The 21,975-nt window shown below is 71.2% G+C and carries 24 protein-coding genes; 18 read left to right on the forward strand and 6 right to left on the reverse strand.

Annotated elements, in window-relative coordinates:
- Positions 1–17: 17 nt before the first annotated feature.
- Entirely contained in the window at positions 18–344 is a 327-nt protein-coding gene (gene fdxA, locus J3P44_RS03840; RefSeq protein WP_056604759.1) for a ferredoxin, read from the forward strand.
- A complete protein-coding gene (dapC, locus tag J3P44_RS03845; RefSeq protein WP_308212214.1) occupies positions 341–1,504 on the forward strand; it encodes a succinyldiaminopimelate transaminase in 1,164 nt (387 codons plus the stop codon). The genes fdxA and dapC overlap by 4 nt, the downstream gene beginning before the upstream one ends.
- 15 nt (positions 1,505–1,519) lie before the next feature.
- Here the strand turns inward: dapC and J3P44_RS25400 are convergent, their stop codons facing one another.
- The 3 genes from J3P44_RS25400 to J3P44_RS03860 are packed head-to-tail and all read right to left on the reverse strand — an operon-like array spanning position 1,520 to position 4,016.
- Positions 1,520–2,488: a VldE C-terminal domain-containing protein gene (locus tag J3P44_RS25400; RefSeq protein ID WP_372496467.1), complete on the reverse strand. Its 969-nt coding sequence runs from the start codon at positions 2,486–2,488 to the stop codon at positions 1,520–1,522.
- 9 nt (positions 2,489–2,497) lie between these two features.
- On the reverse strand, positions 2,498–3,436 hold the full coding sequence (gene dapD / locus J3P44_RS03855; RefSeq protein ID WP_255888908.1) for a 2,3,4,5-tetrahydropyridine-2,6-dicarboxylate N-succinyltransferase: 939 nt from the start codon (positions 3,434–3,436) through the stop codon (positions 2,498–2,500).
- 34 nt (positions 3,437–3,470) lie between these two features.
- Complete coding sequence (locus J3P44_RS03860; protein ID WP_255888909.1) at positions 3,471–4,016, reverse strand: DinB family protein; 546 nt, start codon at positions 4,014–4,016, stop codon at positions 3,471–3,473.
- Positions 4,017–4,092: 76 nt separating this feature from the next.
- Between J3P44_RS03860 and J3P44_RS03865 the strand changes: the two genes are divergently transcribed.
- From J3P44_RS03865 to J3P44_RS03900, 8 genes are all read left to right on the forward strand, one after another.
- Positions 4,093–5,184 (forward strand): hypothetical protein, encoded by a 1,092-nt coding sequence (locus J3P44_RS03865; RefSeq protein WP_255888910.1) that lies wholly within the window; start codon positions 4,093–4,095, stop codon positions 5,182–5,184.
- Between the two features lie 7 nt (positions 5,185–5,191).
- Positions 5,192–5,764, forward strand: a complete 573-nt coding sequence (locus J3P44_RS03870; protein WP_255888911.1) for an ATP-binding protein — start codon at positions 5,192–5,194, stop codon at positions 5,762–5,764.
- Between the two features lie 259 nt (positions 5,765–6,023).
- Entirely contained in the window at positions 6,024–9,236 is a 3,213-nt protein-coding gene (gene ileS, locus J3P44_RS03875) for an isoleucine--tRNA ligase (RefSeq protein WP_255888912.1), read from the forward strand.
- Between the two features lie 39 nt (positions 9,237–9,275).
- A complete protein-coding gene (gene dapE, locus J3P44_RS03880; RefSeq protein ID WP_255888913.1) occupies positions 9,276–10,379 on the forward strand; it encodes a succinyl-diaminopimelate desuccinylase in 1,104 nt (367 codons plus the stop codon).
- Positions 10,376–11,134, forward strand: coding sequence for an LOG family protein (locus J3P44_RS03885; protein WP_255888914.1), 759 nt, complete (start codon positions 10,376–10,378; stop codon positions 11,132–11,134). The genes dapE and J3P44_RS03885 overlap by 4 nt, the downstream gene beginning before the upstream one ends.
- Before the next feature lie 7 nt (positions 11,135–11,141).
- A complete protein-coding gene (locus J3P44_RS03890; RefSeq protein ID WP_255888915.1) occupies positions 11,142–11,435 on the forward strand; it encodes a DivIVA domain-containing protein in 294 nt (97 codons plus the stop codon).
- Positions 11,436–11,449: 14 nt separating this feature from the next.
- Positions 11,450–11,872, forward strand: coding sequence for a hypothetical protein (locus J3P44_RS03895; protein WP_255888916.1), 423 nt, complete (start codon positions 11,450–11,452; stop codon positions 11,870–11,872).
- Positions 11,872–12,642 (forward strand): M14 family zinc carboxypeptidase, encoded by a 771-nt coding sequence (locus tag J3P44_RS03900; RefSeq protein WP_255888917.1) that lies wholly within the window; start codon positions 11,872–11,874, stop codon positions 12,640–12,642. Before J3P44_RS03895 ends, J3P44_RS03900 begins: the two co-directional genes overlap by 1 nt.
- 71 nt (positions 12,643–12,713) lie before the next feature.
- Here the strand turns inward: J3P44_RS03900 and J3P44_RS03905 are convergent, their stop codons facing one another.
- The gene (locus tag J3P44_RS03905; protein ID WP_255888918.1) at positions 12,714–13,517 is read right to left on the reverse strand and encodes an enoyl-CoA hydratase/isomerase family protein; all 804 of its coding nucleotides are present in this window, start codon (positions 13,515–13,517) and stop codon (positions 12,714–12,716) included.
- 184 nt (positions 13,518–13,701) lie between these two features.
- On the opposite strand from J3P44_RS03905, the gene J3P44_RS03910 reads away from it, so the two are divergent.
- Genes J3P44_RS03910 through J3P44_RS03920 form a run of 3 tightly spaced genes read left to right on the forward strand, consistent with a single transcriptional unit; the run spans position 13,702 to position 15,745 of the window.
- Positions 13,702–13,869: a DUF3117 domain-containing protein gene (locus J3P44_RS03910; protein ID WP_255888919.1), complete on the forward strand. Its 168-nt coding sequence runs from the start codon at positions 13,702–13,704 to the stop codon at positions 13,867–13,869.
- 2 nt (positions 13,870–13,871) lie between these two features.
- Complete coding sequence (locus J3P44_RS03915; RefSeq protein WP_255888920.1) at positions 13,872–15,407, forward strand: leucyl aminopeptidase family protein; 1,536 nt, start codon at positions 13,872–13,874, stop codon at positions 15,405–15,407.
- The gene (locus J3P44_RS03920) at positions 15,407–15,745 is read left to right on the forward strand and encodes a hypothetical protein (protein WP_255888921.1); all 339 of its coding nucleotides are present in this window, start codon (positions 15,407–15,409) and stop codon (positions 15,743–15,745) included. Before J3P44_RS03915 ends, J3P44_RS03920 begins: the two co-directional genes overlap by 1 nt.
- 437 nt (positions 15,746–16,182) lie before the next feature.
- Here J3P44_RS03920 and J3P44_RS03925 read toward each other — a convergent pair whose 3' ends face one another.
- Positions 16,183–16,842: an O-methyltransferase gene (locus J3P44_RS03925; RefSeq protein WP_255888922.1), complete on the reverse strand. Its 660-nt coding sequence runs from the start codon at positions 16,840–16,842 to the stop codon at positions 16,183–16,185.
- 224 nt (positions 16,843–17,066) lie between these two features.
- Here J3P44_RS03925 and sigE point away from each other — a divergent pair, with 224 nt between their 5' ends.
- Genes sigE through J3P44_RS03940 form a run of 3 tightly spaced genes read left to right on the forward strand, consistent with a single transcriptional unit; the run spans position 17,067 to position 19,626 of the window.
- Positions 17,067–17,678, forward strand: coding sequence for an RNA polymerase sigma factor SigE (sigE, locus tag J3P44_RS03930; RefSeq protein WP_372496468.1), 612 nt, complete (start codon positions 17,067–17,069; stop codon positions 17,676–17,678).
- Positions 17,678–18,205, forward strand: a complete 528-nt coding sequence (locus J3P44_RS03935) for an anti-sigma factor (RefSeq protein WP_255888923.1) — start codon at positions 17,678–17,680, stop codon at positions 18,203–18,205. The genes sigE and J3P44_RS03935 overlap by 1 nt, the downstream gene beginning before the upstream one ends.
- Positions 18,202–19,626 (forward strand): S1C family serine protease, encoded by a 1,425-nt coding sequence (locus J3P44_RS03940; protein WP_255888924.1) that lies wholly within the window; start codon positions 18,202–18,204, stop codon positions 19,624–19,626. Before J3P44_RS03935 ends, J3P44_RS03940 begins: the two co-directional genes overlap by 4 nt.
- A 9-nt stretch (positions 19,627–19,635) precedes the next feature.
- Here the strand turns inward: J3P44_RS03940 and J3P44_RS03945 are convergent, their stop codons facing one another.
- Positions 19,636–19,869, reverse strand: a complete 234-nt coding sequence (locus J3P44_RS03945) for a helix-turn-helix domain-containing protein (RefSeq protein WP_255888925.1) — start codon at positions 19,867–19,869, stop codon at positions 19,636–19,638.
- 136 nt (positions 19,870–20,005) lie between these two features.
- Between J3P44_RS03945 and J3P44_RS03950 the strand changes: the two genes are divergently transcribed.
- Together J3P44_RS03950 and J3P44_RS03955 are read left to right on the forward strand one after the other, a co-directional pair.
- Positions 20,006–20,683, forward strand: coding sequence for a CpaB family protein (locus J3P44_RS03950; protein WP_255888926.1), 678 nt, complete (start codon positions 20,006–20,008; stop codon positions 20,681–20,683).
- Between the two features lie 5 nt (positions 20,684–20,688).
- Positions 20,689–21,975, forward strand: a complete 1,287-nt coding sequence (locus J3P44_RS03955; protein WP_255888927.1) for a CpaE/TadZ family protein — start codon at positions 20,689–20,691, stop codon at positions 21,973–21,975.

Raw genomic sequence — 21,975 nt, forward strand, 5'->3', positions numbered from 1 at the left:
GTGCTCAGGAGGACCTGGTGACCTACGTCATCGCCCAGCCGTGCGTCGACCTCAAGGACCGCGCGTGCGTCGATGAGTGCCCCGTCGACTGCATCTACGAGGGCAAGCGGATGCTCTACATCCACCCCGACGAGTGCGTCGACTGTGGTGCCTGCGAGCCGGTGTGCCCGGTGGAGGCGATCTTCTACGAGGACGACACCCCGGAGGAGTGGAAGGGCTACTACGACGCCAACGTCCACTTCTTCGACGACCTCGGCTCGCCCGGCGGCGCCGCCAAGATGGGCGTCATCGACAAGGACCACGAGCTCGTCGCCGCGCTGCCCCCGCAGGAGCACGACGAGTGACCGACCTTCCGTTGGTCGAGGAGGTCGCCCAGCGACCGTCCCGAGACCACCGGAACGTGTCGCGCCGGCTCCCGGACTTCCCCTGGGACAAGCTCACCCACCACGCGACGACGGCCCGCGCCCACGCCGACGGGGTCTGTGACCTCTCGATCGGCACGCCGGTCGACCCGACACCGCTGGTCGTGCAGGATGCGCTGCGCGCGGCCGCCGACTCCCCGGGCTATCCCACGACCATCGGGCTCGAGGCGACCCGCCAGGCCGCGATCGACTGGCTGGCCCGCCGCCACGGCGTGACCGGGCTCGGGCTCGACGGCGTGCTGCCGGTCATCGGCTCGAAGGAGCTGATCGGCTCGATGGCGGTCCACCTGGGCATCGGCCCCGGCGACCTCATCGGCTATCCGGCCCTGGCCTATCCGACGTACGAGGTCGGCGCGGCGCTCGCCGGTGCCGACAGCCTGGCGACCGACTCGCTGACCGCGTTCGGCCCGCGCACCCCGCGGCTGCTGTGGATCAACAGCCCGGCCAACCCCAGCGGCAGGGTGCTGCCCATCGACCACCTGCGCAAGGTCGTCGACTGGTCCCGCGAGCGCGGCACGATCCTCGTCTCCGACGAGTGCTACATCGAGTGCGCCTGGTCCGAGGACCCCGCCGCCGACCAGCCGCTCTCGATCCTCCACCCGGACGTCAACGGCGGCTCGCTCGACGGCATCCTCGCCGTCCACTCGCTCTCCAAGCGCTCCAACCTCGCCGGCTACCGCTGCGCCTTCGTGGCGGGCGACCCGGCGCTGGTCGGCGAGCTGCTCGCGGTCCGCAAGAACCTGGGCCTGCAGATGCCCGGCCCCCAGCAGCGCGCCATGGTCGCGGCGCTGGACGACGACGCGCACGTCGCCGAGCAGCACGCCCGCTATGCCTCCCGCCGCGCGGCACTGCGCGGCGCCCTGGAGTCGGCCGGCTTCCGCATCGACCACTCCGAGGCGTCGCTCTACCTGTGGGCCACTCGCGGCGAGGACTGCTGGACGACGGTGGCGGACCTGGCCGAGCAGGGCATCCTCGTCGCGCCGGGCGAGTTCTACGGACCGTCGGGCCGCGAGCACGTCCGAGTTGCGTTCACCGCGACGGACGAGCGGGTCGCGGCCGCGGTGCAGCGGCTGACGGCCTGAGCCGCCCCTCAGCGACTAGTCGATCACGTCGACGTGCACGTGGTCGCGGTGCTCGAGGATCGCCCGGTCGCCACGTGACGACGACGGCACGCGGTAGTCGGTCCAGCCGTCGTCCGAGCGCGAGCCGGCGTGCCAGATCCGGTCGTCGAAGATGATCGTGTTGACGTCGAGGCGGTCGGCGTTGGCGACGAGGTAGGTCGCCAGCGCCCACCCCCGTTGCCGGTTGACCGCGTTGATCGGCCGCACGAAGACGTCGATGGCGCGCCCCTCGTAGTGCGCCGAGCCCTCCATGTGGCCGTTCGAGACACCCTCCGGCTCGAACCCGCCGAGCGCGAGGGCGCCGAATCGCGCCTCCAGGTCGCGTCGTACGACGCTCGCGCGCGCCACCAGCCCGCTCTCGTCCAGCTTGTCCGGAGCCTCGGCCGCGTCGCCAGGCACGTCGCACCACATCGTCCCGGGCGAGTTGCCGGTGAGGGCGGAGGCGAGGGCGCGGGCGTCGTCCTCGTGGTCGGCGTAGGCGTCCGGGAACCCCGAGCGCTGCACCTCCTGGGCCGCGACAGTGATCTCCATTTCGCGGTAGCCGTCGACCTTGGCCAACGCGTCGTAGAAGGCATGGGTGGCGTAGACGGGGTCCATCAGCTGCTCGATGCTGCCCCAGCCCTGCGACGTACGTTGCTGGAAGAGGCCGACCGAGTCCCGGTCGCCGTAGTCGATGTTGTAGAGCTTGGACTCCTGGAAGGCGGTCGCGAGGGCGATGCTGGCAGCGCGGGCGGGCATGCCCCGCTCGATCGAGATCGCCGTGATGAGGGCTGCGTTCTCCGCCTGCTCGAGGTCGATGTCGACGCTGTGCCCGTCCACCTCGGCGGTGCAACCGCTGGTGTCCAGGATCCCAGGACGGACGCCGCGGTCGACCAGCACGAGGGAGGCCGCGACGGCGCCGAGGGCGACGACAGCGCCCACTGCGACCTTGCCGATGGCCCGCACGAGGTTCCGCTAGTTGGCGTGCAGCGCCGCGTTGAGGGCGATGCCGTTGCCCTTCCACGGCACGGCCTCCATCGCGCCGCTGACCGAGTTGCGGCGGAAGAGGATGTTGTCGACCCCGGAGAGGGTCGCGGCCTTGACCACCTGCGGCTTGCCATCGAGGTCGGTGACGGTGAGCTTGGTGCCGGCGGTGACGTAGCAACCGGCCTCGACGACGCAGTCGTCGCCGAGCGAGATGCCGATGCCGGCGTTGGCGCCGATGAGGCAGCGCTCGCCGACCGAGACGACCTCCTTGCCACCGCCCGACAGCGTGCCCATGATCGAGCTGCCACCCCCCACGTCGGTGCCGTCGCCGACGACCACGCCGGCGGAGACCCGGCCCTCGACCATCGAGGTGCCGAGCGTCCCGGCGTTGAAGTTGACGAAGCCCTCGTGCATCACGGTCGTGCCCTCGGCCAGGTGGGCTCCGAGGCGCACACGGTCGGCGTCGGCGATCCGTACGCCGGTGGGCACGACGTAGTCGGTCATCCGGGGGAACTTGTCGACGCCGAACACCTGGACCACGTGACCAGGAACGACGGTGCGGAGCTTGGCCCGGACCTGTTCGAAACCCTCCACCGCGCAGGGCCCGGCGCTGGTCCACACCACGTTGGTCAGCAGGCCGAAGACGCCCTCCATGTTGAGGGCGTGCGGACGCACCAGCCGGTGGGAGAGCAGGTGCAGCCGCAGCCACACCTCCTCCGTGGTGGCGGGCGGCGCGTCGAGGTCGGCGATCTCGACCAGCCGCAGCTCGCGCGTCACCCCGCGCATGTCGTCGACGCCGCCGTCGAGGTACGTCAGCTCCTCCGGAGCATCGCCCTCGGTCGCGCCCAGCACGGGGGAGGGGAACCACGCGTCGAGGACGGTGTCGCCGGAAAGGGTCAGCAGGCCGTAGCCGGAAGCAGCAGTCACCCCCCAAGCCTACGGAAGCGACCCGAGGGCGGTGCTACTGCCCGGCACGCCCGTCGATGCACTCCCGGACCAGGTCGGCGTGCCCGCAGTGGCGGGCGTACTCCTCGATCATGTGGACGACGATGTCGCGCACCTCGGTGGGGTCGCCGTGCACGTCGGCGATCGTGTCGAGGTCGGTGCGGTCGAGGACCTCGCGGGCGTACGAGATCTCGTCCTGCCACAGCGCATGGCTGGCCCGGACGAGGTCGTCGTCGACGTCGGGGAAGGTGAAGCCGGCGTCCTCCGCCTCGTCCTGGAAGAGTCGCGGGATGTCCATCCGTGCCTCGATCACGCGGCGGAACCAGCTCTGCTCGACACGGGCCATGTGCCTCACGAGCCCGAGCAACGAGATGTTGGACGGCGGCACCGCCTTCGTGGCGAGCTGCTCGGCGTCAAGGCCGTCGCACTTGAGGGCAAGGGTCTGGCGGTAGTGCTCGAGGTAGCCGACGAGGCACTCCCGCTCACCGCGCGTGGGCCCCATCTGCATCCGGGGGTCCTGGTCGGCCGGGAGCCACATGCCGTCATATCCGGGGTGCGCCATGGCCCCCACCCAACCGCCCAGCACCGAGAGGTGGCAAACGCATTCCCCGGTGTCGTCGCGCTGCTACGGTCCGCGCATGAGAACCCGGGGGATCTGCCTGTCGTTGCTGGCCGCCGTGATGCTGCTCCCTGCGGCACACGCCCAGGCCGAGCCTGTGGTGGTGGGCTACGAAGGGGTCGTCACCCGGCACGCCGACGGGATGCCGGCCGCCAGCGAGCCGTGGCGCATCCTCGTCCGGGGCAGCCTCACCGTCGACACCCGCGCTGACACGTGGAAGGGCGCGGCCACGCTCGGCGGTCCCATTCCTGCCGGTGAGAGCGTCCTCGTCAGCTGGATCCCCGGCATCCAGCATCCGCAGGGTTGCGAGCCGCTCATCCAGCTCGCCGAGACGGTGAGCGTGGTCGACGCCGGGAACGGCATCTCCTTCACACGTCCGCTGCCGAAGGGGTTCCTGTCCGAGCAGCCCACGTGCCTCAGGGTGACGCTGTACGCCAAGAGCGCCAGCAGCGACGAGCTGGCCGGGCAGATGACGGCCATCTCCTGGCTCGCCGGCGCCCAGGCCCGGCCCGCCGCGCCTCTGCGCGTCGCAGTGGGACGTACGACGCCGGTCCTGCTGCTGGTCACCTCGCACGTACGCGGCACGAGCAACGTCGCGGTCACCGGCAGCGGACCGGGCGTCAGGATGAGGGACATCGCGGTCGGGGGGGTACTCGCCGACCAGACCGTGCCCGTGGTCGCGAAGATCTCCGCGCCGGGGGTCGCCGACTCCGAGCTGGCGCTCACGGCACGTGACGATCTCAGCAGCGACTCCTTCGACCAGCCGTGGGAGATCCGCGCTCGCGAGATCCAGGCCCGGCGCCCCCTCCCGGGGAACTACCGGTCGTCGGGGGACGGGTCGGTGCAGTTCCGGGTCACCGACGACCACCGGGTGGTCCGGCTGCGCACCTCTGCCGCGCTCTGCGAGGGATCCAGGGGAACGCGCGTGACCTATCCCGTCGAGCTCCACCTGCCCAGGAGCGGCGCGACCGCCGAGGTGACCCAGCTCGGCAGCCGCTGGTTCGGCGCCCAGCTGCTGACCCGCAGGCCCGGCCGTGTCCAGGGTGCCTTCGTCTTCACCACGCCGACGTGCCAGATGTCGCTGCGCTTCGTGGCCACCCGAGAGAGCTGACCTGACCGTGTCCGGCGAGCTCCTCGTGCTGTTCGGCCCGCCGGCTGTCGGCAAGATGACAGTGGGCCGGGCCGTGTGCGCGCGATCCGACTTCCGGCTCTTCCACAACCACCACACGATCGAGCCGCTCCACGAGATCTTCGGCCAGGACAGCCCGGCCTTCGCCACGTTGAACGCGGAGTTCCGCCGTCGGGTGATCGAGGAGGCCGCCGCCCAGGACGTACGCCTGGTCTTCACCACCGTCTGGAACCTCGCCGGGGACCGCGACGCGGCCTACATCCGCGGCCTCGTGGCGCCCTACGTCGACCGGGGACTGCCGGTGCGCTTCGTGGAGCTGTACGCCGACCTCGCGACGCGGCTGGACCGCAACGCGGGCGCCGACCGGCTGGCCGCCAAGCCCTCCAAGCGAGACCTCGCGTGGTCGGCGGCGCACATCCGCGAGCGGGAGGCCGCGTTCACGATGAACACCGCCGAGCAGGCGGCCCTTCCGGGCGAGGACCTCCTCGCGGACTTCGGTCACCTCCGCCTCGACACGACCGACCTCGGCCCCGCCGAGGCCGCCGCCCGCATCCTCGGCTAGAACCGATTGGCGGGCGTGCGAGCCGGAGCCGTACGATCGGGGGCAGGCGTCTGAGCCGTCATCAGCGGCGAGCCACGGGAAGAACGGGTGCGGCGATCCGGCCGTCACCTCACTAGAACCCGGCGGGTCCGGCCCGACACAGCCGAAAACGAAGCGGGCGCACACGTGCGCCAAGCGAGGTGGTACCGCGGCAGCCCCCAGGGACGTCGTCCTCGTGTCAGCAGACCGAGACGTACGACGCCACCGCAGGAGCCCCGCCATGACCTACCCGAAGGTCTCGCACACCGACGCGACCACCGTCGCCAGCAGCCCCCGCTTCCCGGCGATCGAGGAAGCGGTGCTCGCCTACTGGGAGTCCGACGACACCTTCCGCGCGAGCGTCGAGCAGCGCGACGCGGGGGAGGACGGCGCCAACGAGTTCGTCTTCTACGACGGCCCGCCCTTCGCCAACGGGCTGCCGCACTACGGCCACCTGCTGACGGGCTACGTCAAGGACCTCATCCCGCGCTATCGCACCATGCGCGGCCAGCGCGTCGAGCGCCGCTTCGGCTGGGACACCCACGGCCTCCCCGCAGAGCTGGAGGCCATGCGCCTCAACGGCATCAAGACCACCGACGAGATCGTCGAGCTCGGCATCGAGAAGTTCAACGAGGCGTGTCGCCAGTCGGTGCTGAAGTACACCGGCGAGTGGCGCGACTACGTCACCCGTCAGGCGCGCTGGGTCGACTTCGACAACGACTACCGCACCATGAACCCGGAGTTCATGGAGTCGGTCATGTGGGCCTTCAAGCAGCTCCACGAGAAGGGCTTGGTCTACGAGGGCTTCCGGGTGCTGCCCTACTGCTGGCAGGACGAGACGCCCCTCTCCAACCACGAGCTGCGGATGGACGACGACGTCTACCAGATGCGGCAGGACCCCGCCGTCACCGTCGGCTTCGACGTGACGACCGCCGGCGATCTCCGGGGCGTCAAGGTGCTCGTCTGGACGACGACGCCCTGGACCCTGCCGTCCAACCTCGCGGTGATGGTCGGCGAGGACATCGAGTACGTCGTCGTAGAGTCCGCCGCGCCGACCGGCAGCCCGGAGCGCTACCTGATCGCCGACGCCCGCCTGGCGTCGTACAAGCGCGACCTCTATCCCGACACCGACGAGCCCACGATCGTGGGGCGCTACCAGGGCGCCGATCTGGTGGGGTTGGAGTACGCGCCCGCGTTCACGTACTACGCGGGACACGAGCGAGCCTTCCGGCTCGTGCCCGCCGAGTTCGTGACGACCACGGACGGCACGGGCCTGGTGCACACCGCGGGCGCCTTCGGTGAGGACGACAAGGTCGTCACCGACCGCGAGGGCATCGAGGCGGTCATGCCGGTCGGCAAGGACGGGCGGTTCACGTTCCCCGTCGTCGACTACGAAGGCATGCAGGTCTTCGACGCCAACCTGCAGATCATCGACCACCTCAAGGCGGCGACGTCCCGCGCAGGGGAGACCGGATCGGTCACCCCCGGAACCGTGCTGGTGCGCCGCGAGACCTATGACCACTCCTACCCGCACTGCTGGCGCTGCCGGCAGCCGCTGATCTACAAGGGCGTCTCGTCGTGGTTCGTCGAGGTCACGAAGGTCAAGCAGCGCCTCATGGAGCTCAACCAGGACATCCGCTGGGTGCCCGACCACATCAAGGACGGCCAGTTCGGCAAGTGGCTGGAGAACGCCCGTGACTGGTCGATCACCCGCAACCGGTTCTGGGGCAGCCCGGTGCCGGTGTGGAAGTCCGACGACGAGCACTACCCGCGCGTCGACGTCTACGGCTCCTTCGAGGAGATCGAGCGCGACTTCGGCAGGCTGCCGCTCGACAAGGACGGCAACCCGGATCTCCACCGGCCCTTCGTCGACGACCTGACCCGTCCCAACCCCGACGACCCGACCGGGAAGTCGACGATGCGCCGCGTCACCGACGTCCTCGACGTGTGGTTCGACTCGGGCTCGATGAGCTTCGCGCAGGTCCACTACCCGTTCGAGAACAAGGACTGGTTCGAGCACCACTTCCCCGGCGACTTCATCGTCGAGTACATCGGCCAGACCCGCGGCTGGTTCTACACGATGCACGTCCTGGCCGGCGCGATCTTCGACCGGCCGGCGTTCTCGACGTGCCTGAGCCACGGCATCGTGCTGGGCACCGACGGACAGAAGATGTCGAAGTCCCTGCGCAACTACCCCGACGTGCGCGAGGTCTTCGACCGCGACGGCGCCGACGCGATGCGCTGGTTCCTGATGTCGAGCCCGATCCTGCGCGGCGGCAACCTCATCGTCACCGAGCAGGGCATCCGCGACTCGGTGCGGCAGGTGCTGATCCCGCTGTGGAACAGCTGGTCCTTCTTCAGCCTGTACGCCAACGCCGCGGGGGGCGGGCAGGGCCACGACGCCACGTGGCGGGCCAACAGCTCCCACCCGATGGATCGCTACATCCTGGCCAAGCTGCGCGACTACGTCGCCGCGATGACCGACCAGCTCGACAACTACGAGGTGGCCGCGGCGTGCGACTCGACGCGCAGCTTCCTCGACGTGCTGACCAACTGGTACATCCGCCGCTCGCGCGAGCGCTTCTGGGACGAGGACGCCGACGCCTTCGACACCCTCTACACCGTGCTCGAGGTCGTCTGCCGGGCCACCGCACCGCTGCTGCCGCTGACGACCGAGGAGGTCTGGCGCGGCCTCACCGGCGAACGCTCGGTCCACCTCACCGACTGGCCCGTCGCCGGGGACCTCCCCATCGACGAGGACCTGGTCGCGTCGATGGACACGGTCCGAGACGTCTGCTCGGCGGGCTCAGCGCTGCGCAAGGCGGGCAACCTGCGCAACCGACTGCCCCTGTCCCGGCTCACGGTGGTGACCGACGCCCGCCTCGACGGATTCGAGTCCCTGGTCGCCGACGAGCTCAACCTCAAGGCCGTCGAGGTCCTCGCCGTCGACGCGCCCGAGGCGGAGTCGTACGGCGTCTCGCAACGGCTCACCGTCAACGCCCGCGCGGCAGGCCCGCGCCTCGGCAAGGACGTGCAGCTCGCGATCAAGGGCTCCAAGTCGGGCGACTGGAGCGTGGCCGAGGACGGCACGGTCACGGCGGGTGGTCTCGCGCTCGTGGAGGGGGAGTACGCCCTCGAGACCGTCGCCGGCACCTCGCAGGACGACACCGCGATCGGCATGCTGCCGCGCGGCGGGTTCGTCGTGCTCGACACGGCGGTGACGCCCGAGCTCGAGGCCGAGGGCACCGCCCGCGACCTGGTCCGCGCGGTCCAGCAGGCCCGCAAGGACGCGGGTCTGCAGGTCAGCGACCGCGTCTCGCTCACGATCTCGGGCCCGGCCGAGATGCTGGCCGCGGCGCGGACCCACGAGGGCCTGATCGCGGAGGAGACGCTGGCGACGTCGGTGTCGTACGCCGACGCGGCCGAGGTCGCGGTCGAGGTGGCGAGGGCCTGAGCGTCGGCGGCTGATCGACCGGCTGGTTGAATCGGGACCATGCCTCACCTCGATCTCTCAGCCGACGTCGTCACCCTCACCCAGCAGCTGGTCGACATCTCGTCGGTGAGCCACGACGAGCAGGAGATCGCCGACGCGGTCGAGACGGTCCTGCGCACGCTGCCGCACCTGACGGTGACCCGGCGCGGCCACACCCTGGTCGCGCGCACCGACCTGGGCCGCGGCGAGCGGGTCGTGATCGCCGGCCACCTCGACACGGTCCCCCTCAACGACAACCTGCCGGCCCGGCTCGAGGACGGCATCCTGCACGGGCTCGGCAGCTGCGACATGAAGGGCGGCGACGCGGTGATGCTCAAGCTCGCCGCCGACGTGGCCGAGCCCAACCGCGACCTCACCTTCATCTTCTACGAGGCGGAGGAGGTCGACTCGGTCCACAACGGCCTGCGCAAGCTCACCGTCAGCGACCCCGACCTGGTCGAGGCGGACTTCGCGATCCTGATGGAGCCGAGCAACGCCTCGATCGAGGCCGGCTGCCAGGGCACCATGCGCGCCGACGTGCGTACGACCGGCGAACGCTCCCACAGCGCCCGCAGCTGGAAGGGCGTCAACGCCATCCACCTGGCGGCCCCGATCCTGGCGCGCCTCAACGACTACCTGGCCCGCGAGCCCGAGATCGACGGCCTGACCTACCACGAGGGTCTCAACGCCACCGGCATCCGCGGCGGCGTCGCCGGCAACGTGATCCCCGACGAGTGCGTCGTCGAGGTCAACTTCCGCTTCGCGCCCGACCGCAGCGAGGCGGACGCCGAGGCGTTCGTCCGCGAGTTCTTCGAGGGCTACGACGTCACGGTGACCGACATGGCCGCGGGCGCGCTGCCCGGCCTCGACCGCCCCGCCGCCAAGGCGTTCGTCGAAGCAGTCGGCGGCGAGGCCAAGCCGAAGTTCGGGTGGACCGACGTCGCGCAGTTCACCAAGCTCGGCATCCCCGCGGTGAACTTCGGACCGGGGGATCCGATGTTCGCGCACAAGCAGGACGAGCACGTCCCCACCGAGCACATCGAGCGCTGCGAGCGCACGCTCAAGGACTGGCTGGGCGCACCGCTGGGATCACCGGTGGGATCAGCGTCGGGGGAGCACGCATGAGCGACCGCATGGAGGGCCCGGTCGTCACCCGCCGCGGCCAGGTGGAGACCGGCTCCACCACCGACCAGCGGCTGCTCGACTCGCGCGGCCCCTCGGACTGGGTGCACACCGACCCCTGGCGGGTGCTGCGCATCCAGTCGGAGTTCGTCGAAGGATTCGGGGCCCTGGCCGAGATCGGGCCGGCGATCGCGGTCTTCGGCTCGGCGCGGACGCCGGCCGACCACCCGCATTACGCCGTCGCCGAGGCGGCCGGTCGCAAGCTCGTCGAGGCCGGCTTCGCGGTGATCACCGGAGGTGGCCCGGGCGCCATGGAGGCCGCAAACAAGGGCGCCTGCGAGGCCGGAGGAATCAGCGTCGGCCTTGGCATCGAGCTCCCCTTCGAGGCCGGGCTCAACCAGTGGGTCGACAAGGGCATCAACTTCCGTTACTTCTTCGCCCGCAAGACCATGTTCGTCAAGTACGCCCAGGGCTTCGTGGTGCTGCCCGGAGGGATCGGGACGCTGGACGAGCTGTTCGAGGCGCTCACCCTGGTGCAGACGCAGAAGGTCACGTCCTTCCCGATCGTGCTCATCGGCACGGCCTACTGGCAGGGCATGTTCGACTGGCTGCGCGAGACGGTCCTGGCCGAGGGCAAGATCAACGCCTCCGACCTCGACATGATGGTGGTGACCGACGACATCGACGAGGCGGTGGCGCTGATGGTCGCCGCCCGCGAGGGCCGCTGGCCCACGCCCGCCCCCGAGCGCCCGGAGTGATCCAGTGATGATGTGGCTGTTCGCCGTCCTGATCGTCCTCGCCATGGGCGGGGTCGCCATGATCGCGTCCGGACGAGGCGGCTCGATGGCACCGGCGTACGACGACCGCCCCGACGTCGCTCTTCCCGACGACCGCCCCCTGCAGGCGCAGGACCTGCGCACGGTGCGGTTCCCGCTGGCGGTCCGCGGCTACCGGATGTCCGACGTCGACGCGGTGCTGGCACGGCTCGCCACGGAGCTCGAGGACCGCGCCGAGCCTGGTCACGAGGACGACGCGGCTGGCGACGCCGGTCCGGGCTAGGGCACACTCCTCGCGTGTCGTTCCCGATCGTGGTGTGGATCCTCACGGCCCTGGCTGCCGTGGTGGTCGTGCTGACCCGTCTGCGCCTCAGCGGCGACGAGACGGCCGGCCGGTTCTCCATCAGCCGCCGGCTCCCCGCCGCCCACTTCGTGGCCGGGACCATCGCGCTCGTCCTGTGGCTCGGCGTGCTCGTCGCACCGGAGGACACGCTGGTCGGCGGCCCGCTGGTCGGCATCCTCGCGATCGCCGCCTGGTGGATCACCGCCATCTGCGGCCTGCTGATCCTCGCCCGCTGGCTGCCCGCCAAGGGCCGGCACGTGCCGGAGGCGACGGGAGACAGCTGGAGCGACGGGCCGGGGTTGTCGTTGCTGGCCCACCTCGGGATGGTGGTCGGCGTCCTCGTGTTCACCTACGCCTACCTCACCGCCGCCGTCTGATGCGCCGCCTCCTCGGGGTCGTCCTCGCGGCGGCAGTGCTGGCCGCGGTCGCGGCAGGCGATCCTCTCGCTCCTGCACCGGCAGCCGCGTTGCCAGCCGGCCCCAGTGACCGCCCGGCCGTGGTCGAGGCCCGCACCATCGGGCACTCGGTGAAGGGCCGCCCGATCCGCGCGTGGCGGCTGGGCGAGCCGGGCAAGCGACGGATCGTGCTGGTCTCGACGATGCACGGCAACGAGCCGCACACGCGAGGCATCCTCCAGAGCCTGCGTGACGGCCGGGCGGTCCGCGGCGTGGACCTGTGGGTGATCCCCACCTACAACCCCGACGGGCTCGCCAGGGGCACCCGTCGCAACGCCCGCGGCGTCGACCTCAACCGCAACTTCCCCTACAAGTGGGCCGACCTCGACGGCAACTACGAGTCCGGCCGGCGTCCCGGCAGCGAACCGGAGACCCGTGCGGTGATGAGGTTCCTCGATGAGATCGACCCGCGCCGGGTGCTCAGCTTCCACCAGCCGCTCAACGGGGTGGACACCGACACCAAGGACCCGGGCTTCGCCCGCCGTCTGGCCCGCGCGCTCCGGCTCCCGCAGACAAGGCTCGACTGCGGCGGCCTGTGCCACGGCACCATGACGATGTGGTTCAACCACCACTTCCGCGGCGCTGCCCTCACCGTGGAGTACGGCAGCCACCCCTCGCGTCGACGCATGGTCGTCGAGGCGCCCCGCCAGGTACTCGGCGTACTCGGGGCGCACCGCACCTCGCTCGGCTGACCGCGTGCAGTCCTCATCGGATGGGTTGGTGTCCCGCCCTGGGGCGACCCGATTGAGGCGGACCATCGGGTTCAGCGGCCGCGGAAGACCGGCTTCTCCTTGGCGACGAAGGCATTCACCGCGGCCAGGTGGTCCTCGGTGCCGCCGGTGAGGGCCATCATGTCGGCCTCGAAGGCCAGCGCCTCCTCGAGCGGCTGCGCGGCCGAGTTCGCCACGGCCCTGCGGATCGAGCCGAAGGCGACCGTGGGCCCGGAGGCCAGGCGGGTCGCCAGCTCGCCGACGGCCCGCGGGAACTCCTCGGCCGTCACCACCTGCGTGGCCAGCCCGAGGTCGAGCGCCTCCGCGGCCGTGACGGTGCGCGGGAAGTAGAGCAGCTCCATCGCCTTGGCCCGCCCGACCAGGCGGGGCAGCGTCCAGCTCGAGCCGGTGTCGCACGACAGGGCGACGCCGGCGAAGGAGGTGTTATAGCCCGCCGAGTCGACCAGGATCCGGAAGTCGGCCGCGAAGGCCAGGCTCGCGCCCGCGCCAGCGGCGACCCCGTTGACTGCGGCGATCACCGGCTTCGGCATGGTCGAGAGCGCCAGAACGATCGGGTTGTAGTGCTTCTCCACGGTGTCGGACAGGGGTACGTCGGCCGCGCCGGTCAGTCCGGCCAGGTGCTCCTTGAGGTCCTGGCCCACGCAGAACGCCTTGCCGCTGCCGGTGAGCACGACGCACCGCACCGCGTGGTCCTCGCTCACCTGCTGCACCAGCTCCAGCAGGAGGTCCTTGGTCGCCACGTCGAGACCGTTCATCGCCTCGGGCCGATTGAGGGTGATCGTGGCCACCGAGTCGACGACGTCGAGCAGGACAGGGGCACTGGTTGAGCTCGTCATGGGGGCAGTCTGCCCGACGTACATCTGCCGTCCGTGCGCCCTGTGGTGCCGATCACGTGCGTCATGAGGGATAATGAATTCTGTACGACGCCTATCGGGGCGGCCAGGCACGACTCAGCCGCCTCGATTCGCATGTGAAGAGCGACCATCCCCGACGATGGCTGAACCAGGAAGAGGTGCGCCGATGGCCGCCATGAAGCCCCGCACGGGCGACGGACCGCTCGAGGTCACCAAGGAAGGCCGCGGCATCGTCATGCGCGTCCCGCTCGAAGGCGGGGGACGCCTGGTGGTCGAGCTCAACGCCGAGGAGGCGACGGATCTCGGTGACGCGCTCAAGGACGTCGTCGGCTGACCGTGCCCATCACTGCGCACCTTCCCACGCAGGTCTCTCCTCCCCAGTTCGCCCTCAGCCCCGCCCTGCCGCACCAGATCGGCGGCGCGGAGGTGTGGGCCTTCCCGGTCCTCCCCGACCAGGAGGGACTCCTGCTGGGCCCCGGTGCGGACGAGGCGTCCGAGGCCCTCGGCATCGACCTCCTGGCGGCCCTCGACGCAGCGCGTGCCACCGGTCGGACCGGCGAGGTCACGTCGATCCCGGTGACCTCCTCCGACGCGAACCACGAGGTGAGCCTCGTGCTCCTCGTCGGTGTCGGCGAGGGCACGGTCACCGACTTCCGCCGTGCCGGTGCCGCCGTGGCCCGAGCGACCAAGGACCGAGCCAGCGTCGTCACCTCCCTTGCGGCGATCGCGCCTGACGAAGGCCTGGGTGCACTGGTGGTCGGTGCGATGCTCGGCTCCTTCGCGTTCCACTGGCGCTCGACCGGTCCTCGGGAGCGCCCGGTGGCGCGGATCGTGCTCGCCGGCGTCAGCGACGACGGCGCCGACGACGCGCTGGCCCGGGCCATCGCGCTCGGCGGAGCAGGCTGGCGCTCCCGGGCACTGGCCATGGTCCCGGCCAACCTCAAGACCCCCTCCTGGCTCGCCGAGCAGGCTGTCGAGGTCGGGGAGGCCGCGGGCCTCGAGGTGACGGTCTGGGACGAGGAGAGGCTCCGTGCCGAGGGCTTCGGGGGCATCCTCGCCGTCGGCGGCGGCTCTGCGCACCGGCCCCGGTTGATCCGCATGGACTACACCCCCCGCGGAGCCACCAAGCGCATGCCCACCGTCGTGCTGGTGGGCAAGGGCATCACCTTCGACACCGGCGGCCTGGACATCAAGCCCAGCGAGGGCATGCTGACGATGAAGCGCGACATGAGCGGCGGTGGCGCGGTGATCGCGGCGATGGCCGCGCTGCGCGACGTCGACTGCCCGGTCCGCGTCATCGGCCTGGTCCCGGCAGCCGAGAATGCCATCAGCGGCTCCGCGATGCGTCCCGGCGACGTGGTCACCCACTTCGGCGGTCGCACCTCCGAGGTCAACAACACCGACGCCGAGGGCCGACTGGTGCTCGCCGACGCGATGGCGTACGCCGTCGCCGAGCTGTCGCCGACCGTGCTGGTCGACATCGCCACCTTGACCGGGGCGATGAAGGTGACGCTGGGGCAGTGGACCGGCGGCTTCTTCGCCAACGACGAGGTGCTGGCCGGCCACGTCGAGTCGGCCGCTGCCGCCTCCGGGGAGAACGTCTGGCGGATGCCGCTGGTCACCGACTACGAGGACCGGGTCACCTCCAAGATCGCCGACGGCGACAACGCCGCCGGTGGGGCCGGCGCCATCACTGCGGCGCTGTTCCTGCAGCACTTCGCGGGCGACGTGCCGTGGGCCCACATCGACTTCGCCTCCGCCGCAGAGTCCCCCGCCGAGCGGCACGAGTGGACGGCGGGCCCCAGTGGCTTCGGTCCGCGTCTGCTGCTCACGTGGCTGGGCTCCGACGACCCGTTGGAAGGGATTGCCTGATGCTCGGTCTCACAGTCCGCTGGTCGCTCGCCGACGCGCCGGAGGGCGTCGTGGAGGAGCTCTCGTCGTATGTCGCCGAGACCTCACACGCGCGCTTCACCGGCATGGCCGGTCTCCGCTTCAAGACGTGGCGGATGGTGCGCGGCGAGTGGTTCGAGGGCTGCTACGTCTTCGCCACGAGCGAGGCGCGGGAGGAGTTCCAGCGCACCTTCACCGAGGGCGCCGCCGAGTCGCCGGGGTCGCGGATCATCGGCTCGTCGCCGATCCTCATCGAGGCGTGCGACATCGTCGCGATCGCCGAGGGCTGGGAAGGTTTTGCGGCAGCGTCCCGGTACTGATGCGCTCGCTCCGCTCGCGCGTGCTGTGTCTTTGGCGCTCGCTCCGCTCGCGCGTGCTCGTCGCCCTTGAACGGCCTGTCTTCCCTCGTCGCTCGACGGCGCTGCCTCGCTTCGCTCGTCACGCTTGCTCGCTCCTCAGTCCAGACAGCCCGGGGCGACGAGCGCGTGAGCTGAGGTGGTCGGTCGCCTAGACCACATCGCTCGTTCCTTCATGCGTAGCGAGCGTGGCGAGCCCCGAGGTCAGACTCACTTGAGGCTCGGCGCCCGACGTCGTCTGGACTGACGAGCGACGCGAGCGCAGCGAGCAAGCCGAGGAGGGAAGACGACGTCTACGGGGGCGCCGAGCACGCGCGAGCGGAGCGAGCGCCATACAGCAGGGGCGGCGAGCACGCGCGAGCGCAGCGAGCGCCAAAGCAGAGCGGAGCGAGCGCCAACGACTACGCCTCCGGCGCCCATTCCTTCTTGGCGACCAGCAGGCCGTCGCCGACGGGGAGGAGCACCGGCACGAGGGACTCGTGCTCGAGGATCGTGCGACCCAGGTCGCGGATGGTGACCGTCTCCTCGTCGCGCTGCGCGGGGTCGGCGACGCGGTCGTGCCACAGTGCGTTGTCGAAGGCCACGATCCCGCCGGGACGCAGCAGGCGCAGCGCCTCCTTGAGGTAGGCGGCGTACTCGCGCTTGTCACCGTCGCAGAACACGAGGTCGTAGTGACCGTCGGTCAGGCGGGGGAGGACGTCGAGCCCGGCCCCGGCGATCGTGCGCGCCCGGTTGCTCGGGATGCCGGCCTCGGTGAAGGTCTCCTTGGCCAGGCGCTGGTGCTCGGCCTCGATGTCGACCGTGGTCAGCACGCCGTCGGCACGCATGCCGCGCAGCAACCAGAGCCCCGAGACGCCGGTGCCCGTGCCGATCTCGACGACCGCGCGAGCCTCGAGGACGGAGGCGAGGAAACAGAGGGTGGCTCCGACGCCGGAGCCGATGGGGGCGACGCCGACCTCCTCGGCACGGCTACGAGCGGCGGCCAGGATGTCGTCCTCGACCACGAACGACTCGGCATAGGACCAGCTGGCGGGCTTGATCGGCGCAGTGGGGGTGGGCACGGGCGCGACTCTATCGCGCGCGAGCTGTCCGACGTGTCCGGGAACACACACGGCACCCCGGTCGTTGGAGGGGGTACGCCAGCTGGGGAGGCCCGGTTGCCGGGGAAGTTCTTGGCCGGAGCGCATGGGGTTCACAGGGAACTCTCAGGCGGACTGCCTAGCGTCAGGAAGGACATCGAACCGAGTTGCAGCTGCGGTCGAGGAAGACGAGCCAGGGGGCACCAGTGGGTGAGCAGGTCGACACGAGTCTGGACCCGGACGTCGTACCCACGTGGGACGAGATCGTCGAGCACCACTCGGACCGGGTGTTCCGCCTCGCCTACCGCCTGACGGGCAACCGTCCTGACGCCGAGGACCTGACGCAGGAGGTCTTCGTCCGCGTCTTCCGCTCGCTGGACACCTACTCGCCCGGCACCTTCGAGGGCTGGCTGCACCGCATCACCACTAACCTGTTCCTCGACGGCGCGCGCCGCAAGCAGCGGATCCGCTTCGACCCGCTCTCGGACGAGCGCGCCGCGCGGCTCACCAGCTCGGCGCCGGCGCCCGACCTGGCCATGGCCGACCAGACCTTCGACGACGACATCGAGACCGCCCTCGCCACGCTCCCACCCGACTTCCGCGCCGCTGTCGTGCTGTGCGACGTCGAAGGCCTCAGCTACGAGGAGATCGCGGAGATCATGGACGCCAAGCTCGGCACCGTACGCTCGCGCATCCACCGCGGCCGCAGCATGCTCCGCAAGGCGCTCGCCCACCGCGAGCCCGCAGCCGGACGCCAGCGATACTCCGGCCCCACCGCGCCGCAGCTCCAGCCTCGATCGCAGGGGTCGGTGTCGTGATGAGCCACTTGGGATCCCGTGTCAGTGCCCTCATCGACGGCCGCCTCGCCCCGGACGAGGAGGAGCGCTGCTGGGACCACGTCCACAGCTGCCACTCCTGCCGTGACCTGGTCGAGAAGGAGGGCTGGGTGAAGACCCAGCTCGCACAGCTCTCCTTCGGGCCCTCGGAGCCCTCGCGCGACTTCAAGTCGTCGCTCATCGGCCACTGCTCCGCCCTGGCGCCCGCGTCGGGCTCCGGCCTGACGGCCGCGACCCCGTTCCCGACGTCCTCCCAGCGATCGCGTCGTGGCCTCGTGGCCATCGGCGGTGGTGCGGCCAGTGCGTGCGTCGTCGGCGTCCTGGCGCTCGGTGTCGCCGGGGCTCCGCGGATGGAGCCCCGTCCGCCGGCCACGGACCTGAGCCGTCCGGCCGGCCCCGCGACACCAGTCAACAGTGTCGACGACCGTGCCGTCCGTGGCCCGGTGTCACCCTCCCGGACGCCCCTGGCTGAGCGCCTTGTGGCGATCCGGGAGAAGATTGCTCCGTGAGCGACGAGCACGAGCCCGACGAGCAGGCGCCCGAGGAGCCGACGCAGCCCCTCGCGGGCTGGAGTCCACAGCCCGACGGGCAGGCGTACGGTCGCACCGACGCGTCCCACGACCGCCCGGACGACGGCATGCTCGCGCCGCCGCCCCCGCCGCCCCACGTCGAGGAGCCGACCGCTCCCCAGGCACAGCAGCCGCGTCCGCACGAGTCGGCCGCTCCGACCGTGCCGTTCGGTCACCCCGCTCCGGGGCCGGCGTACTTCGGTCCCGGTCCCTATCCGCAGCCCGGCTACGGTCAGCACGCGGGAGCGACCCGGACCCGCAAGCTCCCGCTGTGGGTGTGGCCGTCCGTCGCGTGCCTCGCGCTGGTCGTCGGCATCGTCGGCGGTGTCGCCGGTAGCGCGCTGCACGACGAGCTGGCCTCGTCCCAGGGTGCCACGGTCGACAACGGCCTCGACGGAGTGCGGACCCGCACGGCCGCACCGCTGACCACCGACAACGGCTCGGTCCCGGCCGTCGCCCAGGCCCTGCTGCCCAGCACCGTGCAGATCGTCGCCGAGTTCGACGGTGACGCCGCCGGAGCGACCGGGTCGGGCTTCGTGCTCGACCGCGAAGGTCACGTGGTGACCAACAGCCACGTGGTGGCCTCCGCCGCCGAGGAGGACGGCCCGATCGTGGTCATCGACCACTCCGGTGAGCGGCACGAAGCCACGGTCGTGGGTCGCAGCGCGGTCTACGACCTCGCGGTGCTCGACGTCGACGGCGCCGAGTCGCTGGAGCCCGCCGCGCTGGGCGCCTCGCAGGCGCTCCGCGTCGGCGACCCGGTCATCGCCTTCGGTGCCCCGCTGGGCCTGAGCCAGACCGTCACCTCGGGGATCGTCAGCGCCCTCAACCGACCGGTCACCACGTCGGGTGAGTCCAACGACGACTCCTCCTACATCAACGCGGTGCAGACCGACGCCGCGATCAACCCCGGCAACTCGGGTGGCCCGCTGGTCAACCTCGCCGGCGAGGTGGTCGGGGTGAACTCCGCGATCGCCACCACCGGCGGGGCCTCGACCGAGTCGGGCAACATCGGCGTCGGGTTCGCGATCCCGATCGAGCAGGTCATCACGACGGTCGACCAGATCCTGCGGACCGGGAAGGCGGAGTACCCCGTCATCGGTGCCCAGGTGCGCACGGGCGGTGCGCCCGACGCCGAGGGCGCGACCATCACCGAGGTCATGCCGGACACTCCCGCCGAGCAGGCCGGGCTGCGCGAGGACGACGTGATCACCGCCGTCGGGGACCTGCCCGTGAACGACGGCATCGCCCTCATCGTCGCCATCCGGACGCACCTGCCCGGTGAGACGGTGGAGATGTCTGTGCTGCGCGACGGCGAGGAGCAGGTCGTCGAGGTCGAGCTCGACGGCAAGGTCGGCTGAGGACGGGTCCTAGTCGGACTCGGCCTCCACGAACGGGTGCTCGTCGACGAACGCCTTGGTCTCGGCATACATCCGCTGGATGAACTCCTCGAGCTGCACGCGCTCCACCCGCCACTGCCCGCGGCCGCCGATCTTGATGGCCGGCAGGTCACCACGGCGCACGAGTGCGTAGACCTGCGCACCGGAGGTGTTGAGCACCTCGGCGACGTCGGCGAGCGTCAGGAATCGGGGGTCCTCGGGCATGGGCCCATCGTGCCATCGACGAGGTGAGCGACGACGCCGCCCGGCCGGGGCTGTGGACAGGCAGGTGTGAAGTCCGCCCGGTGGGGCAATGATGACCCCCGTGTCTCGGAACGTGTCTCGCAACCTGTCTGACAACGTGTCTCGCAACCGGTCCAGGAGGTTCCGCGCCGTCGACGTCCCCGTCGCGAGCCGCGCGAGCTCTCCCGGATGGCGCGACCCCCGGCTGTGGATCGGGATCGCCCTCGTCACAGGGTCCGTGGTGGCCGGCGCCCGCATCCTGTCCGGTGCCGACGACATGACGGCCGTCTGGTCCGCCTCCTCGGACCTGGTCGCCGGACAGACGCTCACCGCCGACGACCTGACGGCGACCCGGGTCCGGTTCGCCGAGGGCGCCGACCAGCAGCGCTACCTCCCCGTCGACGACGAGCTCCCGGACACGCTCACGCTGACCCACCCCTTGGCCGCCGGAGAGCTCGTCCCCGCAGGGGCCCTGGGCGAGGAGGCGGCCGACGACACCGTGGCCGTGTCCATCGCCGTGTCGGCCGAGCACGTGCCGACCGATCTCGTACGCGGCTCGCACGTCGACGTGTGGGTCATCGACGGCCAGAGCGCGGGGGCCCGACGCTCACGCGCAGCCGCCGAGCTCGTCCTGGCCGACGTCCTCATCCTCGACGCGCCCCTCGTCTCGGACTCCTTCGCCTCCGCCACTGCGAGGCAGCTCGTGCTGGCCGTCCCGCAGGACGACGAGGAGTCGTTGGGGCTGGTGCTCGCCGCCAGTGGCGAGAACCGCGTCCGCGTCGTCGGCCGGAGCTGAGCGCCGTGATCTGCGTGCTGCTCCTGGCGGCGGGGGAGGCGTGGGAGTCGCCGGCTCTCGCAGACCTCGAGGCGCACCACGGCGTCGTGGTCCTGAAGCGTTGCGTCGACGTGGACGACCTGCTGGCCTCCGTGACCAGCGGGCAGGCGGACGTCGCCGTGCTGTCCCTCGACGCGCCGGGACTCGACCCGGCGAGCATCGCCCACCTGAGGCGCCATGCCGTGCGCCCGGTCGGGGTGACCGCGGCGCGCGCCGACGACCTCGACGTGCGCGAGCACGCGCAGCGCCTCGGGATCTCGGCGGTCGTGGGCTCGGGGGAGCTGGCCTCGCTGCCGGTCGTGGTGACGACGGTCGAGGACGTTGCCGACACCCGTGCACGCGACGACGCGCCGGCGCCCGTCGCAGGTCCCGACCCGACGCGGGCGACGGACCGAGGCCGGGTGGTCGCTGTCTGGGGGCCGATCGGCGCCCCGGGCCGTACGACGGTCGCGACCAACCTGGCCTGCGAGGTCGCGCGGCGCGAGGTCGCCGCCGTGCTGGTCGATCTCGACCCCTACGGCGGCGCGGTGGCCCAGCAGCTGGGCATCCTCGACGAGGTCTCGGGGCTGCTCTCGGCGTCCCGGCTCGCCGGGTCCGGTCAGCTCGACGACCGGTTCGCATCGGTCTGCCGGGGGGTCGGCGACCACCTCGCCGTCGTCACCGGGCTCCCGCGGGCCGACCGCTGGCGGGAGGTCCGAGCCGCCCACGTGGACCAGCTGCTCGAGGCCTCACGCTCCCTCGGGCACGTGCTGGTCGACACCGGGTTCTGCCTCGAGGACGACGCAGGATCGGACTTCGGCGGCCGTCCCGGCCGCAACTCCCTCACTCTGGCCGCGCTGGACCAGGCCGACGAGATCGTCGTGGTCGGATCGGCCGACCCGGTCGGCCTCGCCCGGCTGGCGCGGGCCCTCGTCGAGCTGCGTGAGCGCGCGACGGGCAGCCCGGTGCGGGTCGTGGTCAACCGCATGCGCGGCTCCATCGGGTGGTCCGAGAAGGAGATCGCCGGCATGGTCGAGGGTTTCAGCCGGGTGGCAGGGATGCACTTCCTCCCGGAGGATCGACCGGCCCTCGACCGGGCCCTCGTCTCCGGGCGGCCGCTGGTGGAGCAGGGCGACTCCTCCCTGGTGCGCAGCCTTGCGGCGCTCGCCGATGCCGTGTTCCCCGACTCGGTGCCGACGACCCCGGAGCGGGGACGGCGTCTCGCTGGGCGGCGGATCCGGGCAAAATCCAACGAATCGTCAAGATTCATCTAA

Source organism: Nocardioides astragali (assembly GCF_024436375.1).
Lineage (GTDB): Bacteria > Actinomycetota > Actinomycetes > Propionibacteriales > Nocardioidaceae > Nocardioides > Nocardioides astragali.

Bases quoted from the DNA above. Each gene is read 5' to 3' on its own strand.
- J3P44_RS03945 (WP_255888925.1), bottom strand. From the start codon at position 19,869: ATGCCCGAGGACCCCCGATTCCTGACGCTCGCCGACGTCGCCGAGGTG.
- J3P44_RS03910 (WP_255888919.1), top strand. From the start codon at position 13,702: ATGGCCGCCATGAAGCCCCGCACGGGCGACGGACCGCTCGAGGTCACC.
- J3P44_RS03920 (WP_255888921.1), top strand. From the start codon at position 15,407: ATGCTCGGTCTCACAGTCCGCTGGTCGCTCGCCGACGCGCCGGAGGGC.
- J3P44_RS03890 (WP_255888915.1), top strand. From the start codon at position 11,142: ATGATGTGGCTGTTCGCCGTCCTGATCGTCCTCGCCATGGGCGGGGTC.
- J3P44_RS03935 (WP_255888923.1), top strand. From the start codon at position 17,678: ATGAGCCACTTGGGATCCCGTGTCAGTGCCCTCATCGACGGCCGCCTC.
- dapE (WP_255888913.1), top strand. From the start codon at position 9,276: ATGCCTCACCTCGATCTCTCAGCCGACGTCGTCACCCTCACCCAGCAG.
- J3P44_RS03905 (WP_255888918.1), bottom strand. From the start codon at position 13,517: ATGACGAGCTCAACCAGTGCCCCTGTCCTGCTCGACGTCGTCGACTCG.
- J3P44_RS03860 (WP_255888909.1), bottom strand. From the start codon at position 4,016: ATGGCGCACCCCGGATATGACGGCATGTGGCTCCCGGCCGACCAGGAC.
- J3P44_RS03885 (WP_255888914.1), top strand. From the start codon at position 10,376: ATGAGCGACCGCATGGAGGGCCCGGTCGTCACCCGCCGCGGCCAGGTG.
- J3P44_RS03865 (WP_255888910.1), top strand. From the start codon at position 4,093: ATGAGAACCCGGGGGATCTGCCTGTCGTTGCTGGCCGCCGTGATGCTG.
- ileS (WP_255888912.1), top strand. From the start codon at position 6,024: ATGACCTACCCGAAGGTCTCGCACACCGACGCGACCACCGTCGCCAGC.
- J3P44_RS03900 (WP_255888917.1), top strand. From the start codon at position 11,872: ATGCGCCGCCTCCTCGGGGTCGTCCTCGCGGCGGCAGTGCTGGCCGCG.